This is a genomic window from Pseudoalteromonas sp. T1lg10, assembly GCF_002964545.1.
Lineage (GTDB): Bacteria > Pseudomonadota > Gammaproteobacteria > Enterobacterales > Alteromonadaceae > Pseudoalteromonas.
In genome coordinates, this window is record NZ_PQBV01000018.1 from 337081 (window position 1) to 356787 (window position 19707).

At 50.6% G+C, this 19707-nt stretch carries 19 protein-coding genes; 7 read left to right on the forward strand and 12 right to left on the reverse strand.

The window, feature by feature from the left end; all coding sequences use genetic code 11:
* Positions 1–50: 50 nt before the first annotated feature.
* Positions 51–1712 carry a POTRA domain-containing protein gene (locus C2M17_RS07805; RefSeq protein ID WP_105200261.1) on the reverse strand — a complete coding sequence of 554 codons (1662 nt, stop codon included), beginning with the start codon at positions 1710–1712 and terminating at the stop codon, positions 51–53.
* Positions 1713–1763: 51 nt separating this feature from the next.
* Positions 1764–2054: a DUF3630 family protein gene (locus tag C2M17_RS07810; RefSeq protein WP_105200262.1), complete on the reverse strand. Its 291-nt coding sequence runs from the start codon at positions 2052–2054 to the stop codon at positions 1764–1766.
* A gap of 330 nt (positions 2055–2384) precedes the next feature.
* On the opposite strand from C2M17_RS07810, the gene C2M17_RS07815 reads away from it, so the two are divergent.
* Complete coding sequence (locus C2M17_RS07815) at positions 2385–2699, forward strand: c-type cytochrome (RefSeq protein ID WP_105200263.1); 315 nt, start codon at positions 2385–2387, stop codon at positions 2697–2699.
* Here the strand turns inward: C2M17_RS07815 and recQ are convergent.
* Positions 2681–4498 carry a DNA helicase RecQ gene (recQ, locus tag C2M17_RS07820; RefSeq protein WP_105200264.1) on the reverse strand — a complete coding sequence of 606 codons (1818 nt, stop codon included), beginning with the start codon at positions 4496–4498 and terminating at the stop codon, positions 2681–2683. The two genes, C2M17_RS07815 and recQ, sit on opposite strands and share 19 nt — an antisense overlap.
* 130 nt (positions 4499–4628) lie before the next feature.
* On the opposite strand from recQ, the gene C2M17_RS07825 reads away from it, so the two are divergent.
* The gene (locus C2M17_RS07825) at positions 4629–5081 is read left to right on the forward strand and encodes a thioesterase family protein (protein WP_105200265.1); all 453 of its coding nucleotides are present in this window, start codon (positions 4629–4631) and stop codon (positions 5079–5081) included.
* A 59-nt stretch (positions 5082–5140) separates the two neighbouring features.
* On the forward strand, positions 5141–6037 hold the full coding sequence (gene rarD, locus C2M17_RS07830; RefSeq protein ID WP_105200266.1) for an EamA family transporter RarD: 897 nt from the start codon (positions 5141–5143) through the stop codon (positions 6035–6037).
* Between the two features lie 107 nt (positions 6038–6144).
* Here the strand turns inward: rarD and maoP are convergent, their stop codons facing one another.
* A complete protein-coding gene (gene maoP, locus C2M17_RS07835) occupies positions 6145–6519 on the reverse strand; it encodes a DUF413 domain-containing protein (RefSeq protein ID WP_105200267.1) in 375 nt (124 codons plus the stop codon).
* A gap of 94 nt (positions 6520–6613) precedes the next feature.
* Here maoP and C2M17_RS07840 point away from each other — a divergent pair, with 94 nt between their 5' ends.
* Together C2M17_RS07840 and C2M17_RS07845 are read left to right on the forward strand one after the other, a co-directional pair.
* Complete coding sequence (locus C2M17_RS07840) at positions 6614–7471, forward strand: LysR family transcriptional regulator (RefSeq protein WP_105200268.1); 858 nt, start codon at positions 6614–6616, stop codon at positions 7469–7471.
* A gap of 154 nt (positions 7472–7625) precedes the next feature.
* A complete protein-coding gene (locus tag C2M17_RS07845) occupies positions 7626–8555 on the forward strand; it encodes a porin (protein ID WP_105200269.1) in 930 nt (309 codons plus the stop codon).
* Between the two features lie 50 nt (positions 8556–8605).
* On the opposite strand, the gene recG is transcribed toward C2M17_RS07845, so the two are convergent.
* The 3 genes from recG to asnC all read right to left on the reverse strand — a co-directional run bounded on the left by recG (position 8606) and on the right by asnC (position 11975).
* Positions 8606–10681, reverse strand: coding sequence for an ATP-dependent DNA helicase RecG (recG, locus tag C2M17_RS07850; RefSeq protein ID WP_105200270.1), 2076 nt, complete (start codon positions 10679–10681; stop codon positions 8606–8608).
* A gap of 64 nt (positions 10682–10745) precedes the next feature.
* On the reverse strand, positions 10746–11441 hold the full coding sequence (gene trmH / locus C2M17_RS07855; protein WP_105200271.1) for a tRNA (guanosine(18)-2'-O)-methyltransferase TrmH: 696 nt from the start codon (positions 11439–11441) through the stop codon (positions 10746–10748).
* Positions 11442–11516: 75 nt separating this feature from the next.
* Positions 11517–11975, reverse strand: coding sequence for a transcriptional regulator AsnC (asnC, locus tag C2M17_RS07860; RefSeq protein WP_105200272.1), 459 nt, complete (start codon positions 11973–11975; stop codon positions 11517–11519).
* Between the two features lie 159 nt (positions 11976–12134).
* Between asnC and asnA the strand changes: the two genes are divergently transcribed.
* Positions 12135–13127: an aspartate--ammonia ligase gene (gene asnA / locus C2M17_RS07865; RefSeq protein WP_105200273.1), complete on the forward strand. Its 993-nt coding sequence runs from the start codon at positions 12135–12137 to the stop codon at positions 13125–13127.
* Between the two features lie 175 nt (positions 13128–13302).
* Here the strand turns inward: asnA and C2M17_RS07870 are convergent, their stop codons facing one another.
* From C2M17_RS07870 to gmk, 4 genes are all read right to left on the reverse strand, one after another.
* On the reverse strand, positions 13303–13695 hold the full coding sequence (locus C2M17_RS07870; RefSeq protein WP_105200274.1) for a RidA family protein: 393 nt from the start codon (positions 13693–13695) through the stop codon (positions 13303–13305).
* Positions 13696–13704: 9 nt separating this feature from the next.
* The gene (spoT, locus tag C2M17_RS07875; RefSeq protein ID WP_105200275.1) at positions 13705–15810 is read right to left on the reverse strand and encodes a bifunctional GTP diphosphokinase/guanosine-3',5'-bis pyrophosphate 3'-pyrophosphohydrolase; all 2106 of its coding nucleotides are present in this window, start codon (positions 15808–15810) and stop codon (positions 13705–13707) included.
* 114 nt (positions 15811–15924) lie between these two features.
* Positions 15925–16200, reverse strand: coding sequence for a DNA-directed RNA polymerase subunit omega (gene rpoZ, locus C2M17_RS07880; protein WP_105200276.1), 276 nt, complete (start codon positions 16198–16200; stop codon positions 15925–15927).
* Between the two features lie 76 nt (positions 16201–16276).
* The gene (gmk, locus tag C2M17_RS07885; RefSeq protein WP_105200277.1) at positions 16277–16897 is read right to left on the reverse strand and encodes a guanylate kinase; all 621 of its coding nucleotides are present in this window, start codon (positions 16895–16897) and stop codon (positions 16277–16279) included.
* Positions 16898–17486: 589 nt separating this feature from the next.
* Between gmk and C2M17_RS07890 the strand changes: the two genes are divergently transcribed.
* Positions 17487–18383: a cation diffusion facilitator family transporter gene (locus C2M17_RS07890; protein ID WP_105200278.1), complete on the forward strand. Its 897-nt coding sequence runs from the start codon at positions 17487–17489 to the stop codon at positions 18381–18383.
* A 13-nt stretch (positions 18384–18396) separates the two neighbouring features.
* Here C2M17_RS07890 and C2M17_RS07895 read toward each other — a convergent pair whose 3' ends face one another.
* Positions 18397–19551, reverse strand: coding sequence for an MFS transporter (locus C2M17_RS07895; RefSeq protein WP_233997934.1), 1155 nt, complete (start codon positions 19549–19551; stop codon positions 18397–18399).
* Positions 19552–19707: the final 156 nt, after the last annotated feature.

A 19707-nucleotide genomic window follows, 5' to 3' on the forward strand; every position in this document is an offset into this window, starting at 1 on the left:
AAGCATTAAAAGCAGCTATATAGCATGGAATATTGAAGCAACAAAGTGTGTTAGAAGGTTTTTTTCACACTCACCAGCCACTGCAGCGGGTCGACATCGTCGCTGCGGTTGATGGGGCGGGCGACATCCAGATGGATCACCGCGCCGGCATTGGCACGGCTCGGAGCCAGGCGTAAGCCGAAGCCAAAATTATGGCGAAAATGGGCGTTTTCCTGCTTGTCATGAAACCAGGCCTGACCGGCATCGTAAAAGAGGGCGCCACCAACGCTAAATAACTGCCAAAGGTTATATTGCCAGTAATAGCGTTTTTCAACACTAAAAAGGGCGCGCCGGTCACCGAGATCATAATGATGCGGATAGCCACGCAGGCCGGTTTCTCCGCCAAGGGCAAGTTGTTGATCCGCGGTCAGTCCTTCGGCGGCATCCACCTGCGCCTTCACATACCAGGACTGAGCATCGTCACTGTTAAAGAGGTATTCGGCCTGAGCGCCGAAGAAGAGGTTCTCGGCATCAAAATCTCGCTCGCGGATGCTGCCATCAAGGCCGAGCGACCAGCGCCATAAGCTTTGCTGGCTGATATAGTGGCTGCGGCGCACATTGAGTTTAAGTACATAACGACTGGCATCGTCGCTGAAGGTGCTGGGCGAGTAGCCGAATTGGGTATGGATCTGCCAACCCAGATTCAAGTCTTCGGTGCGGCTTATGGTGTCGATATTATGCACCTTAACAAAGTCATCTTCGAACCAGCTAATGTCGATATAGGGGTAAGAAAGTGTGCGCTCCGTGGCGATGGGCACATAGGTTTGGGCAAGCTCGTAAAAGCGCTCTTTATGGTAACGGTAGCCAAAGCGTATGCGCTGAGTCCAGTGCTCTGCCGGGCGTCGCGCGAGGCCAAAAAACACCTCGTTGCTACTGGTTTCCTGAGAAAATTCGCTGATCGTTTCGCCCTTGTCGTAGAGCTTTTCATCGCGTTTATTGCTGCCGTTGGCAAAGCCGTAGCTGTAAGGAGTATCTAATGAATAGAAGGGATAACTCAGGGCCAGCCAATGGCGTTCGCCGTCGCTGTTATCGGCATATTCGAGGCGGCCCTGGTAACGGCTGCCGAAAATATTGGGGTCGGCATAGGTAAATTCGTAGCCGCTGCGTTCATCATCATTGGTGCGCACCAAAGACAGGCGTTTACCCCAGCCTAAAAAGTTGCTGTCGCGAAACCCAAAGGTGGAGCGGTTTTCGCCGCCGCTGCGGCTGAAGCTGATCTCCGGCAGAAGAGTCCAAAGCTCGCGGGTGGTGATCACCACATCCACATATTTTTCACAGCGTTCGGTAGCGCTGATCTGAGCGTCGTATAAATAGCCTTGTTGGCGCAGCAGACGCTCGGATTCACGCAATAGTTCGGGAGTATAGAGGTCGCCTTCACTGAGCAGCAGAATGTTTTTCAACACCTGCGGCTCGGTCATAATGTGCATCTTGTTGGCTAGGTGAAACAGCCAATTGTCTTCGCTTGGCAGCTTGGTATCGAAGATATTGTTTTGGATAAAGCGAATGCTGCCGATTTGGCGTTTGCCATCGGCATCGGGTAATGGTTGTTTATCTGCAAGTTGTCGCGATAGCAATTGCTCTGAATCGGGTGCTAGATGTTCACTTTTACACTGTGCCAGAGCCTGTCCTTGCGCCGCCACTAAGATCCCTAAAATCACCGCCAGCCGTTTCATCTAACTCACTATTTTTTTAGCTTCCGTCATTTCAGTCTACTGCACAAAGCGTTAACTTGCGCTCAAATAATCCGTTAAATTTTCCAGAAGTAGCTCGGACTGTGCGCCACTGGCAGCGATCCACAGATTATCGCCATAATACTCAAAGTGCAGCTCAAAAGGGCAATTGCGGTAATGAAAGCGCAGCATATGGCGGTCGGCGCCCTGGGAAAATTCGCCGATGCTAATTTCATCCTGATGCAGAAAAATATGGCCCCAAAAGTCGAACTCATCCGCTTCTGGCATGATATCTGGATTAATGATGATTACCTGATGATCTCGGTCTAGACTTAGAGTGGTCACTTTTTTACTCTCTATGTATAGGGTCTGTTGACCTCTGTTGTTTGTTTCTGCAGCGGTTTGTAGTGTATTTATACAAGGCGGCACATGTGTGGTGTTTATTCTCGGCTTTGGCTCCTGCGTCGCTCTACCGCCTACATCCATGTAGGCGTACATTAACATATAACAACACAGTAGAAACGCGCTACAAGCGCTGCCCTATGGGTTCATCTAAACGCATCCTGCTCTGTGTTGCTCGCTATGTACATAAAATGACTATGCAGCATAACGAGCGTCGTGATCAGAATGCGTTTAGATTGAACATAAAGTAAACCGCAAAGATAAACAGACCCTATGAAATATAGTTACTTCATCTTGATTTTATTGCTGGCTTTTGAAGTTAATGCCGAGCCTTTGGCGGCTCGCTGTCAGAGCTGTCACGGTCTTGATGGTATTGCCCGCAGTGCCGACACGCCGCATTTAAAAGGCCAACATGTTGCCTATTTGCGCCAGCAGTTACTCGATTACCGTGCGCGTAAGCGCCGTCATGCCCTGATGTCGGCCATTGCCGCATCCTTAACCGAGCAGCAAATTGATAAACTGGCCAGGTTTTATGGTCAGCCCTATGCTGACGGTGCTCAACAAGCAGACTATTCCGCCGATAAGTAATTGCGGATCAGTGTCATAAAGGCGCCACCATATTTAGTTAACTTGCTAAAGCCGACTCCGGAAACCTTTAAAAACTCGGTGTCATTGGTGGGCATAGATTGTGCCATCTCCGCCAATGTCTTATCGGTAAAGACCACATAGGGCGGCACATCGTCTTCATCGGCAAGTTGTTTACGCAAGGCGCGCAATTTGGCGAACAGCTTCTTGTCGTAGTTAAACTGTGCCAGCTTATCCTGAGATACGTGCTGGGCCTGCAGCCGTGGCTCGGCCAGTTGCAGTTGGTACTCGCCCTTGAGTACCGGGCGCGCCGCCTCGGTCAGGCATAAGATCGAGCCCTGGCTGATATCCTGATGGAGCAAGCCCTGATGCACTAGTTGGCGCAGGATACTGAGCCAGTATTCGCTGCTGTGATCCTTGCCTATGCCATAGGTGCTCAGGGTATGGTGGTTTAAATCGCGAATACGCTGGGTATTGGCGCCACGCAGTAATTCAACGATATAACCCAAACCAAATCTCTGACCGGCCCGATAGACACAAGAAAGCGCCTGCTGCGCTACTAAGGTGCCATCAAAACGTTGTGGCGGGTTAAGGCAAATATCGCAGTTGCCACAGGCTTCGCGCTGATATTCACTAAAGTAGTTAAGCAGGATTTGCCGGCGGCAGGTTTGCGCTTGGGCAAAGCTGGCCATGGCATTAAAGCGCTGCTCTTCAACCCGGCGTCTTTGCTCGTCTTCGATATCTTCAAAAAAGCGTCTTACCCTGGGCACATCGGCAGGATCGAAATACATAATGGCCTCGGCGGCCAACCCGTCACGCCCGGCACGGCCGGTTTCCTGGTAGTAAGACTCGATATTTTTGGGGATATCGTAATGCACCACAAAGCGCACATTGAGTTTATTGATGCCCATGCCGAAGGCAACCGTGGCGACCACGATTTGAATATCATCCTTGGCAAAGGCGTTATGGACAAAATGGCGGGACTCGTTGCTCATGCCCGCGTGGTAGCCGGCGACGTTCAGTCCGGACTCGCTCAACTTTTGTGCCAGGTCATCGACTCGTTTGCGGCTGGTGCAATAGATGATGCCGCTCTGTCCGCTTTGGGTGCGCAGATAACGCAGCAACTGGGCAAAGGGCTTAAATTTTTCTTCCAGGGTGTAGCGAATATTGGGCCGGTCGAAACTACCGATATGGATATAGGGGGAGATCAGCCCAAGCTGATTGACTATGTCCACGCGTGTGGCGCTGTCGGCGGTGGCCGTCAGTGCCATCATGGGCACCTGGGCAAAGCGCTGCTTTAACTCGCTTAAACGGAAATAATGGGGGCGGAAATCGTGTCCCCAATGAGAAACGCAGTGAGCCTCATCGACGGCAATTAAACTTAAATGCAAATAACTCAGGCGCTCGAGGAACTCATATTGCAGCGCCTTTTCCGGGGCCACATACAAGAGCTTTAGCTTGCCATCATGGAGCTGCTGATAAACCAGTTGCTGCTCTTCACGACTCAGGGAGTTATTAATAAAGGCGGCCTTAACGCCTTGGGCATTAAGCTGAGTGACCTGATCCTGCATCAGTGAAATCAAGGGGGAAATCACCAGAGTGAGCCCGGGCAATAACATGGCCGGCACCTGATAACAAAGGGATTTGCCACCGCCGGTAGGCATCAAAACGAGCGCGTCCTGGGCCGCCAGCACGGCGTTTATCACCTGCTGTTGACCGTCGCGAAACTGGCTATAACCAAAGACCTGTTGCAGTATTTGCTCTGGTGTTGGCTCGTTGAATAATGCGGATACAGTGCTCATAGCGGGCTATTTTAGAGCGTTTTATTGACCTTGTCTGTAGCCGCAGCATTAAAGGCGAGAACTTTGCTTAAAAACTAATCTCGCGCTAGGATGAACTCATCTTACCAGTTTTATCAAGTTAGAGAATGCCATGGATAAATCCTTTGCCTATGAGCAGTTAGCCCAGCTTTTTGTGCAAATGCCCTTTAGTCAGTTGTTGGGTATAGAGATAACTCATCTCGATGGCGAGTCGGCGCGCGTTCATATGCCCTGGCGGGATGATTTAATCGGCAACCCCCAGCAACGAATTTTACACGGTGGGGTGATCTCCTCTTTGTTAGATACGGTAGGGGGAATTTTGGCGGCGGCTTCCGTGGTGGATAAGCTCGATGGTGAGCCGCTGACCAGTTTGAAAAGCAGGTTGGCTACCTTGGGCACCATAGACTTGCGCAGCGACTATTTACGCCCCGGCAAGGGCGAGCGTTTTAGCGCCAGTGCCGTGTTGATCCGCTCCGGTAATAAGGTGTGCGTGTGCCGTATGGAGCTGCATAATGAACTGGGAGTGCAAATCGCTTATGGCACAGGTACTTATTTAGTCGGATAGTGCTGGCTCTGCGCCAAGTGCGCGCGTAAAATACGCTTTTTAGTCAGTATGGTTCCCTTATGTCGTCCCATCCAGAGCAAAAAAAGGGCATGCTCTTTGCCGCATTAGCCTTTGTTATGTGGGGTTTCGCCCCGGTTTACTTTAAGCAACTGTTGCAGGTGCCGGCGCTGGAAATCCTAGTGCACCGCATCATTTGGTCAGTGTTATTTCTGCTGGTGATCGTCGCGCTGGCAAAGCAATGGCATAAGGTGCAGGCCATTATAGCTAAGCCCAAATACCTGAGTATGTTGTTGCTGAGTGCGTCTTTATTGGGTTTCAACTGGTGGCTGTTTATTTGGGCGGTGAATAATGATCATATGCTCGATGCCAGTCTGGGCTACTACATTAATCCTCTACTCAATGTGTTACTTGGGGTGACCTTTTTGGGTGAACGCTTGCGCCGCTGGCAATTAGCCGCCGTGGCCCTGGCGGTCACCGGGGTGCTGATCCAGGTGTTGAGTTTCGGCTCCTTCCCCGTGGTGGCCTTTGCTTTGGCCGGCTCTTTTGCTATTTATGGTTTGATCCGTAAGAAAATGCCGGTGGAGTCCTTACCCGGTTTGTTATTAGAAGCACTGATTTTATTGCCGGCGGCACTGATCTATTGGTATTTAATGACCCCCACCGCAAGCTCGGATCTGACCAGCAACAGCTGGCAGCTTAATCTGCTGTTGATCAGTGCCGGTGTGGTAACCACCTTGCCTTTATTGTGCTTTACCGCCGCCGCTAAGCGCTTGCAATACACCACCATAGGCTTTTTCCAATATATAGGTCCGAGCCTGATGTTTATGCTGGCGGTGTTGTTTTATGGAGAAGTATTCGATGTACAGAGGATGATCACCTTTGCCTGTATCTGGGTGGCTCTGGTTATCTTTAGCTATGACTCCTGGCGCTTTGGCCGCCGTCGCCTGGCCGTATAAATGCCAGCAGTTTAGTTGTGTTCCAGGCAGTGTGGGCGAGAGCAAGCGCTGCCTTAGCAGACAAAACCCGCTCTCAAGTGTAATTTCCGAGCAAAAAAAACCTGGAATTAATCCAGGTCATCTGCATCGGTTTCAACTTCCACTTCAGGCGCATCGTAGCTGCGCTTGCGACCAAACAAGGTAAAGAATCTGGCCTTGCTGGTGGTGAGTTTAAGGTATTTAATCCAGGCATTTTCAATCGGGTTGATTGGGGTCGATAACCCAGTCGTGGCCGCGACGAAGTGTGCTTGGGTGTCGTTGCTGGGTTCTACGGTTTTTTCTTGCAACGCTTTTAATAAACGACCATGCTGTTCGAGGATTTCTGACTCGAGCAAGGTGAAGTTACCACTGCGACTAAAGCCACGAGGAAACTTTTCGTCGTTATAAAATTTATGATCACATGGAAACGCTTTGCGTAACTCGACAAGTTGATTGGCCGTCATAGCAGACTCCTTTTTACAAGAGATTTCGGCTGGAGTATGGTACAGAAGCTTGGTTTTATTAAACAAAAAATTTTTATCGTGAGGATAAAAACGAGTGGATATCGATTTACTTAAAACCTTTATCGAAGTAGCGCGCACCCGCCATTTTGGCCGGGCCGCGGAAAATCTCTACATTACCCAATCTGCGGTTAGCTTTCGCATTCGCCAACTGGAACAAAGCCTAGGGGTCAACCTGTTCTTACGCCAGCGTAATAATATTCAGCTGACACCGCCTGGGGAGCGCCTATTGCCCCATGCCAAATTGATTGTCACTGGGGTGCAGCGGGCAAAGCTGGATGTGGCCCTGGCCGATAATATGCGCCGTCAATTGGCGCTCAGCGGCACCGCTAATATCTGGGATGCGTTTTTGCAATTCGGTATAGCCCATGTGGTCTCGGCCATGCCGGGGATCTCCCTGGTGGCTGAGGTGAAAAACCAACAGGAAAGCACGCGACTACTGCTGGAACGTACCTTGGATCTGGCAGTACTGTTTGATCTGCCTAAGGTTGATGAATTGGTGGTGGAGCCCATTTGCACTCTGGATATTATTCCGCTGTCGAGCTATCCGGAAGCCACCGCCGAGACGTTTTTCAATAACCAGTATGTGTTTGTTGATTGGGGGACGGCCTTTTCCCTATGGCATGCCCGCAACTTTGCTAACTCGGCACCACCCTATTTTCGTACCAGTACCGGGCGTATCGCCCTGGAGCTAATACTGCGTTGTGGCGGTAGTGCCTTTGTGCCCCGGGTGCAGGCGCAGCAGTATCTGGACTCTGGCGAGTTATTTTTAGTAGAGGGAGTACCGCAAACCTCACGGGATATTTTCGTTGCCTTCCATAAAGATAATGAACAAAAAGATCTGATTGAAAAATTGCAGTTGCAACTACAATTGCTGGGCGAAGAAGTCACCTAAAAAAGTGATTTAAGACAAAAGCATGACGCTTTGGTTTCATACCGGTGACGGTTTATTGAACATTAAGTTGCATCTGTCATATTTTTGTAATTTACCGCTGGCAGACTGCACGCATTGAAACACTTGTTGCGATTTTTTAATTGAGGAAACAACTATGCGATTTGCTCCTTCTGCTTTAGTAGTAGCGGTACTATCTGGCCTATCATTCAACGCGCTTGCCGACGTAAATATCTACGGTAAAGCCAATGTAACAATGCAGTCTTCTGACGAAGGTGAAGGTTCATTCACTGAAATCAAAAGTAATGCGTCACGCCTAGGCTTCAAAGGTACTGAAAACCTAAGCGATGGCCTAGATGTAGTTTATAAGTTTGAATTTCAGGTAGATGTTTCTGACGCCGACTCTAAAGGCGACGATGACAACATTACTGCTCGTAACCAATATGTTGGTTTAAAAGGTAACTTCGGTCAGGTAGTTGTTGGTCGTAACGACACGGCGCTTAAGCAATCTCAAGGTAAAGTTGACCTGTTCAGCGACCTTGAAGGCGATATCAAAAACATCTTTAAAGGTGAAAACCGTCTAGGTAACTCAGTTACTTATACTTCAAACAGCTATGGTGGCGTTAAGCTAATCGCCAGCTACATCGCTGAAGACGATGTTGATGCCGATGACGGTTACTCTGTAGCCCTTACATACGGTGACCAAGGTCTTAAAGAAACCAAGTTGTTTGCCTCTGTTGCTGCCGACAGCGACGTTAAAGGCTACGACATTGTTCGTGCTACGGTACAAACTAAGCTAGCTGGTTTTAAACTAGGTGCTATGTACCAGACTCAAGAGCCAGCCGAAGGCGGTGAAGACGCGGATGGTTTCCTAGTTAGCGCGTCTTACGCAATCGATAAAACTGTGCTTAAAGCTCAGTACCAAACGATGGACTTCGATGGTCTAGATCGCAATGGTATCACTGCGGGTGTGGACTACAAGTTCAACAAAAACACTAAGCTATTCGGTTTCTACACTAAGTTTGAAGACGATGCGGCGGAAAACGATGAAGATTACCTAGGCCTAGGTATCGAATACAAGTTCTAAGCCGGACTTAAAATTGATAAGCCCCGACAACCTTGGTTGCCGGGGCTTTTTTATGCCTGGGCGTAGCTGGAACGGCCGGCGAGCCAACGCTGGCTTAATGCCATGGCGGCTTGCGGGTGCTCATGCAGCAGGCGCTTGGCCAGGGGACGTAATTGCCCAATGAGGGCCTTATCGCGCTCTAAATCGGCAATTTTAAAGTTGGTCATGCCGGTTTGCTTGGTGCCCAACACCTCCCCGGGGCCACGAATTTCAAGGTCGCGCTCGGCAATGACAAAACCGTCGTTGCTATCACGCAGCACTCCCAGGCGTTGTTGCGCCGTGTGAGACAGGGGCGCATGATAGAGCAGCAAACAATGAGAAGCGGCGGCACCGCGGCCGACCCGACCACGCAGCTGATGCAGTTGAGCCAAGCCTAAACGTTCCGGGTTTTCTATGATGATCAGGCTGGCGTTGGGCACATCAACACCCACTTCGATAACCGTGGTGGCTACCAGTACATCCAGCTCGCCGTTTTTAAAACGCGCCATAATGTCTTGCTTTTCATCCGCCTTTAAACGCCCATGCACCAGGCCAATGCGCAATTGCGGCAGGCGCTCGCTCAGCTCTTCAGCACTGAGTTGTGCGGCTTGGCATTGCAAGGCATCGGATTCTTCAATCAGGGTGCACACCCAATACACCTGGCGGCCGTGCTCTTGCACCGCATGGCGCACCCGCTCGATCACATGGTCACGGCGACTGTCGGGCACAGCGACTGTGGTCACAGGTGTGCGTCCCGGGGGCAGCTCGTCAATAATGGAGGTTTCCAGGTCGGCATAGGCTGTCATCGCCAAGGTACGCGGGATGGGGGTGGCGGTCATTACCAGTTGGTGCGGGTAACAGTCGCCAAATTTGCCTTTTTCTCGCAGCGCCAGGCGTTGATGTACGCCAAACCTGTGTTGCTCATCGATAATAATCAGCGCCAGGTTGTTAAATTGCACCTGCTCTTGAAACAGGGCATGGGTGCCGATGATCATTTGCGCCTGACCACTGGCGATGTCCCCGAGGATTTGCTCCCGCGCCTTACCCTTGGTTTTGCCGCCAAGCAGGGTGACTGTCAGGCCCAGCTCGCTAAACCAGCGCTCAAAATTGAGGGCATGTTGCTCGGCGAGGATCTCGGTCGGGGCCATAAGGGCCACCTGATATCCGGCGGCAATGGCGCATAAGGCGGACAGGGCCGCTACCAGGGTTTTACCTGAGCCTACATCGCCTTGCACCAGGCGCATCATGGGGTAGGGCTGCTGCAAATCGGTTTTGATCTCCGCCACTACCCTTTGTTGGGCACCGGTAGGAGCAAAGCCCAGAGATGCTAAGAAGGCTTGCTCCAACGCATGAGTCGGCGCCAGGGTGACCGCTTTATGCGCCTGTGCTTTTTGTCTTAACGCCAATAGGCTTAGGTTATGGGCCAGCAATTCTTCAAAGGCGAGGCGCTGCTGCGCCGGGTGAGTGCCTAGCTCCAGTGCCTGCATATTTGCGTCTATGGGAGGCTCATGCAAATAACGCACTGCATCGTTCAATGCCCATCCGGCGGGGCGGTATTGCTCTGGGAGTAATTCTTCAATGGGCGAGCGGGCCAATACCTGCAAGGCTTGCTCCACCAGGTTGCGCAGGGATAACTGTTTAAGCCCTTCCGTAGTTGGGTAAATGGCACTGAGGTGAGTTTGGGTCGGTAAGGATTGAGCGCTGTCGCTGATGCTGTATTCCGGGTGGGCCATTTCCAGCCCCGCCTTACCACGGCGCACCTCGCCAAAACAACGCATTACCTTACCCGTTTGCATGGCATTCTTTTGTGCCGCAGAGAAGTTGAAAAAGCGCAGGGTAATGCGTCCGGTGCCATCGTTGAGCTGACAGAGCAACATGCGCCGACGGCCAAAGGTGATGCTGGCGTTTTCTATGGTCGCCTCAATGCAGACATGGGTGTGCGGCAGTAGCTGATTAATGGCTACTACTCGGGTTCTGTCCTCATAGCGCAGCGGCAGATGCAGTAGCAGGTCCTGCACGGTTTTGATGCCGAGCCTATTTAGGCGCTCGGCCATTTTCGGGCCCACGCCCTTAAGTTCGGTGATCGGGTAAGTGTTGAGGCTCGACAATGGGCGCGTCCTTGAATCGGTAATACTCTAAGTGTACTGATCCAAGGGGCTGCCTTTCAAGTAGTTAACCTTTTCGCTTGTAACGTAAAGTATTCCAGAAGGTCTCATCGGCAATGATTTCGCCCTCGTCGTCCAGCGCCGGGTAGGGCAGGCCTTTTTCTTTACACTGCTGGGCTATGATGGGGTGGCAGCCTTCAAACAATAATCTGTGTTTAATGCCCGAGTCGAGCATATCGCGCTCGTAGCAGTTTTTGGCTTCGCGCTGACGCTGGGCTTCATACAAGATCAATGCGGCGGCGACCGACACATTCAGGGATTGCACCATGCCGCGCATGGGGATCACTATGTGTTTATCCGCATGGGCCAGGGCCTTATCGGAAATACCATCGCGTTCCTGACCAACGATAAACGCGGTGGGCTGGGTGTAATCGATATCGCGGTAGTCGACGGCATCATCACTGAGGTTGGTGGCCAGCAACTGCACGCCTGGGATCTGCTCGCGGATTTTTGCCACCGCGGTGTCGATATCGTCGTGCATATGGGTTTCCACCCAGTTTTTACTGCCGCCCGAGGTGTTATTGGTGAGACGACGTTGCTCTTTTGGCCAGACCGCGTGGACATTATGACAACCCACGGCATCGGCGGTGCGCACTATAGCGGAAAGATTGTGGTGCTTATGTACCTCGTCTAAACATACTGTGAGGTCGGTTTGTCGTCTGTCTAAAACCTGTTTTACTCGGTGGTAACGCTTGTTGGTCATGGCCCAATTCGACTGCAATAAAAAAGTGCCGGGATTATACGCTAATCAGGCAAGTGCAATCCAGCGGCACCCCGCTTAAGGGGCAACGTTGCGATTAATAGGGTTTTGTAAGGAGATCAGGGTTTCTGTGGACTGAATCGCCTCAATGGCCTGGATCTTGTTGATCAGCACGTCTTGCAGGTGCTCGATAGAACGGGTCATCACCTTAATAAAAATGCTGTAGTTGCCCGTGGTGTAATAGGCCTCGACCACTTCGTCAAGCTCGCGCAAGCGCTCCAGAGTCTGTGGATAATCGCGGGCGTTATTGAGATTTATGCCGATAAAACAGCAGACATCATAGCCCAGTCGTTTAGCATCAACGCTGACCTGAGTGCCTGTGATCACCCCGGCCTGACGCATCTTTTCTATACGCACATGTATGGTGCCGGCACTCACACCGCATTGTTTTGCCAATTCAGCATAAGGAGTGCGGGCATTGGTCATTAGGGCACCGAGTATGGATCTGTCGAGATTATCGAATCGATAATTTGTCATGGTGAAACAGGCCTTAAATTAAATGAAATCTAATATTTTCAAGTTAAATTGATTTTTATTTTTAAGTAAAGCTATTTCTTTTAGATGGTGTTGAATGTTTATTTGGTTGCGGTATTGTTTTTCATAACGAAGCAATCAGCAGCAATGGGAATGAGAGCCATGAGCCAAGAATTTATTCAACATCAACAAAGAATTAGTGCCGTAAAACAGATTTTTTCACAGCAACTGGCTACGGCCTTAAACCTAGTCGAAGTACAGGCGCCTATTTTGGCCCAGGTCGGCGATGGTCTGCAGGATGAACTAAGCGGCCATGAAAAAGCGGTATCTGTGCAGGTGAAAAGCCTGCCACAGCAAAGCTATGAAGTAGTGCATTCCTTAGCTAAGTGGAAACGCAAAACCTTAGGTGACTATGGCTTTAGCGTTGGCACCGGTATCTATACTCATATGAAGGCGCTGCGTCCGGATGAGGAAAGACTAAGTCCGATTCACTCAGTGTATGTAGATCAATGGGATTGGGAAAAGGTGATTTGCGAGCGCACCGAGCGCAGCCTGGCTTCACTAAAAGAAACTGTGATCAGCATCTACTGTGCCCTTAAGGCCACCGAAGAATATGTTGCCCGTGAGTTTGGCATTGAGCCGCAGTTGCCAGAGCAGATCCACTTTGTGCATGCGGAAAAGCTCCGTCAGCAATACCCTGATCTTAGCGCTAAAGAACGTGAGCGTGCCATTTGTAAGCGCTTAGGTGCGGTGTTCTTAATTGGTATCGGCGGTAAGCTGGCCGATGGTTTGCGCCATGATGTGCGAGCACCGGATTATGATGATTGGTCAACCACCGCAGAGGAAGGGCTACCTGGCCTAAACGGTGACATCCTGGTATGGAACAAGGTGCTTGAAGATGCCTTTGAGATTTCATCCATGGGAATTCGTGTTTGTCCTGAGTCCTTGTTGACTCAGCTTGAGCTCAGCGGGCAAAGCCATAAAAGTGCTATGCCTTGGCATCGGGCGCTACTGGCGAAGGAGTTACCGCAAACCATAGGCGGTGGCATAGGCCAATCGCGACTGGCCATGCTGCTGTTACAAAAAAGCCATATAGGTCAGGTGCAAGTTGGTGTCTGGTCAGAAGAAGTGAAGCAACGCGAAGCTTTACTGTAACGAGAAACTGCCGGTGTCAGCTCAGGCGCTGGCTTTAACCTTTATTCCCCTTGGTGATTTACAAGATATAAGGTGGATATAGGTACGCCGATTTCAAGGTCTTACTGGAAGAGGTTTATCAGGAGATTGAAGGTGCAGCAGAGGCGGCCATGAGTTTCCCCATGGCCTAAAGTACTTAGTTGGTTGACGGTAATTCCATAATGCCGTCAATTTCAACCTGTGAGCCCTTAGGTAGCTCTTTTACGCCGATAGCAGCGCGAGCTGGGTAAGGAGTTCGGAAGTATTGGCTCATGATCTCATTAACGACGGCAAAGTTGCTTAGGTCGGTCAAAAAGATATTTACCTTAACCATGTCCTGTAGTTCACCACCGGCGGCCTCACATACGGCGATTAGGTTTTTAAATACCTGATGCGTTTGCTCGGCAAAGTCGTCCGATACCATTTCCATAGTGCTTGGCACTAGTGGAATCTGGCCCGATAGATAAACGGCAGTGCCTACTTTTACGGCTTGGTTATAAGTACCGATAGCCGAAGGGGCATTTTCGGTAGAGATAATGATTTTGTTCATGATTTTCCTTTATTTTTTTCTATAAACCTTTTGCACATCCGGCATTACCCGAATGCGACGCATAATATTGGCGACGTGAATACGGTCTTTCACCGTCACGCCGAGGTCTATTACGTAGAGGTTACTTTCTTTTTCATCGGTTTGTAGTTCGACAATATTCGCTCCGGTAGAGGCCACTAAGCTGGTGAGCTTAGCCAAGGCACCCTGGTGGTTGATAATTTCCACCCGCAGCGTGGCGATATATTCTTTTTCCGAATTGTCTTCCCACTTCACCACGAAATACTTTGATAACTCGTTGCGCCAGCCACGAATATTTTTACATTCCTGGCGGTGTACGGTCAGGCCTTTACCTTGACTAACGTACGCAACGATATCATCTCCGGGCACCGGACGGCAGCATTTGGAGTAATTCACCAACATGCCTTCGGTACCTATGATCGCCGCCTTGGTCGAGGTGGCGAGTTTATCTAAATCGGCTTCATCGCTCTGCAGTAGGCGCTTGGCAACCAAGACGCTCATAATATTGCCGCAGCCGATTTCCACCATCAGCTCCAACATCGAATTGACCTGATGCTCTTCGAGCACCCGGTTTATGGTTTCGCTGCTGATGCTGTCGAGTGAATACTCGCCAAGGGCCGAGTCCAGTAGTCGGCGACCCAGTTGCAAGGCTTCTTCGTGACGCTGATTTTTCAGATAGTTACGCACGCACAAACGCGCCTTGGCGGTGACGATAAAGTTCAGCCAGGTGGCATTTGGATGCGCCCCTGAGCTGGTGATCACTTCCACTGTTTGCCCGGTATCCAGCGCCTTGCTCAGCGGATGCGGTTTGCGATTGACTCGCGCCCCGACACAGGTATTCCCCACATCTGTGTGCACCGCATAGGCAAAGTCCACCGCGGTGGCGCCCATGGGCAGCTCGACGATGCGGCCATCCGGGGTGAACACGTAAATCTCTTCCGGGAAGAGATCGGTTTTTACGTTTTCCACAAATTCGAACGAGGAGCCGGCACTTTGTTGTAGCTCTAGCAGGCTTTGCATCCATTGGCGCGCCCTTTGTTGTGCCGTATGACCAGAGTTCTCCCCGGTTTTCTTATACATCCAGTGGGCCGCGACCCCTTTGTCGGCCATATGATCCATGTCCAGGGTGCGGATTTGAATCTCTACGGGAATACCGTGCGGGCCGACCAGCGAGGTGTGCAGGGATTGATAACCATTAGTTTTGGGCACCGCAATATAGTCTTTAAAGCGGGTTTCAATGGGCTTATACAGATTATGAGCCACACCAAGTACCCGATAACAGGTATCCATGTTGTCGACCACGATGCGAAATGCATAGATGTCCATGACTTCGTTGAACATCAGCTCCTTGTTGAGCATTTTGCGGTAGATGCTGTAGAGGTGTTTTTCCCGGCCCGATACTTGGGCGTGAATACCCCATTCGCTGAGGCGCGATTCTATCTCGCCTTGAATGTTGGTGATCACTTCCTTACGGTTGCCGCGGGCCTTGGCTACTTCCGACTTTAAAGCGCGGTAGCGCATCGGGTAGAGAGCTTGAAAACCTAAGTCTTCAAGTTCGTTTTTAATATCGTGGATACCCAGGCGATTGGCGATGGGGGCAAAGATATCCAAGGTTTCACGGGCAATACGGCGGCGCTTATCCGGACGCAGGGCACCTAGGGTGCGCATATTATGGGTGCGGTCCGCCAGCTTGATCAGGATAACGCGAATATCCTGGGTCATCGCCATGATCATTTTGCGGTAGTTTTCCGCCTGGAATTCTCTTTTGTCTTTAAAGCCTAGCTTGTCGAGCTTACTCACCCCTTCGACCAGATCGGCGACGGTTTCACCGAAGATCCCCGCCAGGTCCTGTTGGGAAAAATCCGTATCCTCGATGACATCGTGCATTAAAGCCGCCATCAGGGTTTCATGATCCAACTTCATGTTGGCGAGGATTTGCGTTACTTCAACGGGGTGGGTGATATAAGGTTCGCCGCTTGAGCGAAATTGCCCTTCGTGCGCTTCTCTGGCCACGACGTAGGCTTTTTGTACTAGCGCCACATCTTCGGGGGCTAGGTATTCTGATATTTTTTTCTTGAGGCCTTCAAAGAGATACATTCACGCTCCGGAAACGGCGAGGAGAAATAGACTAAGAAGTGAATATACGATGAAAAGCGTGGAAAGCCAACGGCTGCAAGGAAAATGCAGCCGTTTACAGAGCATTATATGCGCTTACTGGTTACCGCCAACGATAGCGGCAACGGCAGCCATTTCGGCAGCTTCTTGGTTTTGCTGCTCCTGGCGCTCAATTGCGTCTAGGGTATCCACGGTAATGTGACCGTTTTCGATTTCACGTAAAGCGATAACCGTAGGTTTATCGTTTTCCGCATCTACCATAGGGTCTTTACCACCTACCGCGATCTGGCGCGCACGACGCGCCGCGACAAGGATCAAGTCAAAACGGTTGCCAATTTTATCTACTGCATCTTCAACAGTTACGCGAGCCATGCTTCACTCCAAAAATTAAATCTGTAAACGCGTAGTTTACTGCAACACCCACTCAAGGCCAATACTTGGGCGGGTTTTATTTTAATAGTTCGTCGATCAAGTCACCGTGTTTACGCTTTTGTGTGCTCAGGCGTAAACGGGTGGCGGCCACTATGGTGGCGATCTCTTCACGGGCGGTGTCGAAGTCATCATTTACCACTACATAATCGTACTCGTCGTAATGTGAGGTTTCCGATTGCGCTTTTTCCATGCGCGCGGCGATCACTTCAGCCGAATCCTGACCGCGATTGGTAAGGCGGCTTTGCAGTTCATCCTTGGACGGCGGCAAAATAAAGATGGTGGTGACCTCGGGAGCAAGCTCGCGTACTTGACGAGCGCCCTGCCAGTCGATATCCAGGAACACGTCAATGCCATTTTCCAACTGCTGCTCGATGGCCGCCTTGGAAGTGCCATAGTAGTTGTCGAACACTTGTGCCCATTCGAAGAAATCATCATTGGCGATCAGCTCTTTAAACTGGCCTTGGTCGACAAAGTGGTAATGAACGCCGTTTTCTTCACCTGGGCGCGGGGCGCGGGTGGTGTGCGATACCGACACCTGCATATTGGCATGGCGCTCTAGTAAGGCGTTGATCAGGCTTGATTTCCCTGCGCCAGATGGGGCAGAAAGAATAAACAAATTACCACGAACTTGGCTCATGATGTCTCTCTAACAAATAACGGGACGACTAAAAATAGCCCACTAGTATAACGGATTTCTGCCCCCGGGTTAATATCAATGGTTTTGGTCGGTGCTTCGCGTTTTGTAGGTCGGTGTGTTTTGTAGGTCGATGCTGTGCGCCGACATTTGTTTCACGGCACCTTTGTCGGGGTGGAACCCCGACCTACAGGGCAATATGCTTCTGCATTGCTGATTTGTCGAGGTGAACCCTGACCTTCCAGGGACAAAACTAAAGGTGCACATTGCTTTTCATGGCCCTTTTACACTAAGTTGATGATAGGGTATGTTGACCTTTGTTGTTTGTTTCTGCAGCAGTTTGTAGCGGATTTATACAAGGCGGCACATGTGTGGTGTAGTTATTCTACATAAACATGTAACAACACAGTAGAAATGCGCTACAAGCGCTGCCCTGCGGGTTCATCTAAACGCATCCTGCTCTGTGTTGCTCGCTATGTACATAGAATGACTATGCAGCATAACGAGCGTCGTGATCAGAATGCGTTTAGATTGAACATAAAGTAAACCGCAAAGATAAACAGACCCTATCAACCGGGATCAGGGGAAGCGCGTGCATTCACATCATCACCACCATAATCACCATGATATAGCTTCGGAGCGCATCGGCTGGGCTTTCTTTTTAAACCTCGGCTTTACCCTGATTGAGTTTATTGGCGGCTGGCTTACCAACAGTACAGCTATTATGGCCGATGCGGTGCATGATTTAGGTGATAGCCTCGCCATCGGCAGTGCCTGGGTGTTGAATAAGCTTAGTAACAAGCATGCCAATGCCCGCTTTACTTATGGTTATCGGCGTTTAAGCCTGCTGGGTGCCTTGTTGAATTCTCTGGTGCTTGTGGTCGGCTCAACCTGGGTCTTGGTGCTTGCCGTACCGCGGCTTTTCGACCCGGTTATGCCCATGACCGAGGGTATGCTGCTGTTGGCGGTGCTTGGCATAGCTGTTAACGGTTACGCAGCGCTCAAACTGAGTAAGGGTAAGTCGTTGAATGAAAAGGTGCTTAACTGGCACCTGTTAGAGGATGTGCTTGGCTGGGTGGCGGTACTGCTGGTGGCCATAGTACTGATGTTTGTGGACTGGCCGATACTCGACCCCATTTTATCCATACTCTTTACCCTTTTTATTCTTGTTAATGTGGTACGTAATCTGCGCCAAACACTGAGGTTATTTTTGCAGGGAACGCCGGATCAGCAAACTCAGCGCAGGCTGGCGGCGCTCTTAGTGGAGCCGCAAGAGATCAGCACAGCTCATCATGTGCATTACTGGTCTTTGGATGGCGAGCACCATGTTCTGACCGCCCATTTATGTTTGCGTGAGCACCTTGATGCTGTTGAAGTGATGGATTTAAAGCTGCGTTTAGCGCAGCTGCTTGCCGACTTCGAACTGGCTCATACCACCTTGGAATTTGAATACCCCGAGGAGCAATGTCGGGATCACAAAGGCGAATAAAAGCTCATGGCTTTTATTCGCTTGAGACGGCTTTTTCGCTGCGCAAACTGGCAAGCAGAATATAAATGGCGCTAAAGGCCAAAGTAATAAACAAATAGGTAAAGAAGCCGTGTTGGTGAGCCATAAAGGGCTCGGCAAATAAGGGCCCAAGTACAGAGCCGACAGAGTAGCTCAGCAGCATAACCTGGGCGGCGCTTATCATATAGCGCTCTTGCAATTGCTGACAGCCTAGGTCGATAGCTATGGGGTACAGGGCAAAACTTGCTGCACCCAGTAATAAAACCGCCAAAGCCAGCACTTTTAAGCTGTCTGATGTTAGCGACAGGGCCAGCGCCAGTACTCCAAGCAGGGTAAATGCCACCATTAACATGCTTGGTGCCAGGTATTTATTGAGCAAGGTGATCAGCGGCTGTACCGCCATCCCACCTAAGAGCACCAGCGCCATCAGGGTTCCTATATCTTGCTCGGCGATGCCACGTGCCGCCAACGCCAAGGGCATAAGGCCATAGATGGCGCTCAGAGCCAAACCAGAGATCAGGCAGCCAAACAGGGCACTGTGATTGAGTTTTAATATCTGTTTTAGCTCCAGGCGGGCACTGTAATGATGGTTTGGAGCCTGGTTAGGCAACAAGACCATAACCAAAAATGCCACCACCATCACCAGGGTAATGCTGATAAAGGGCGCCGCTCCCGAGGTGCCGAAGAGATTAATCCCCAACTGACCAAAAGCCGTGCCACCATACAAGGCCACCATATACAGGCTAAGACGTTTTGCCCTGGTACTTGGCTCACCAGCCATTAACCAGGATTCCACTACCACAAAAATTCCCGCCACGGCAAAGCCGGCCAGCAGTCGCAGCGCAAGCCAAAACCAGGCCTGAGGATAGAGGGGCAGGGCGATTGCGGTCAGGGTAAAAAGGGCCAAACAGGCCAGGTAAGTAGGGCGAAATCCCAGACGCTTAAGCACCGGCTCTATGCCCAAAGTACCCGCCAGCAGGCCGATATAAAAACTACTGGCAAGCCAGCTTGCTAGGGCATCGTCAAACGCAAATTGGGCCAAGGAAAGCGGCAATAAACTCATTAAATAGCCGGCGGCGATAGCGTATAAGGTCAAAGCCAAAATCGGCGCAAAGATACGTGGAGTGCCAGCTTGAGATTTGGGAAGCACGGTACGGGAGTCCTAAAAGTAATGATATGTGGTCGATTAAGCGACCGGCGACTATGCGCAAGCTGTCCACAAATGTAAAACAAGCATTTTTGTCCGTGTCGATAATGAAAATTGATGCTGCAGTGGCCCAGTGAATTGGCACAGGGGGATTGGGGA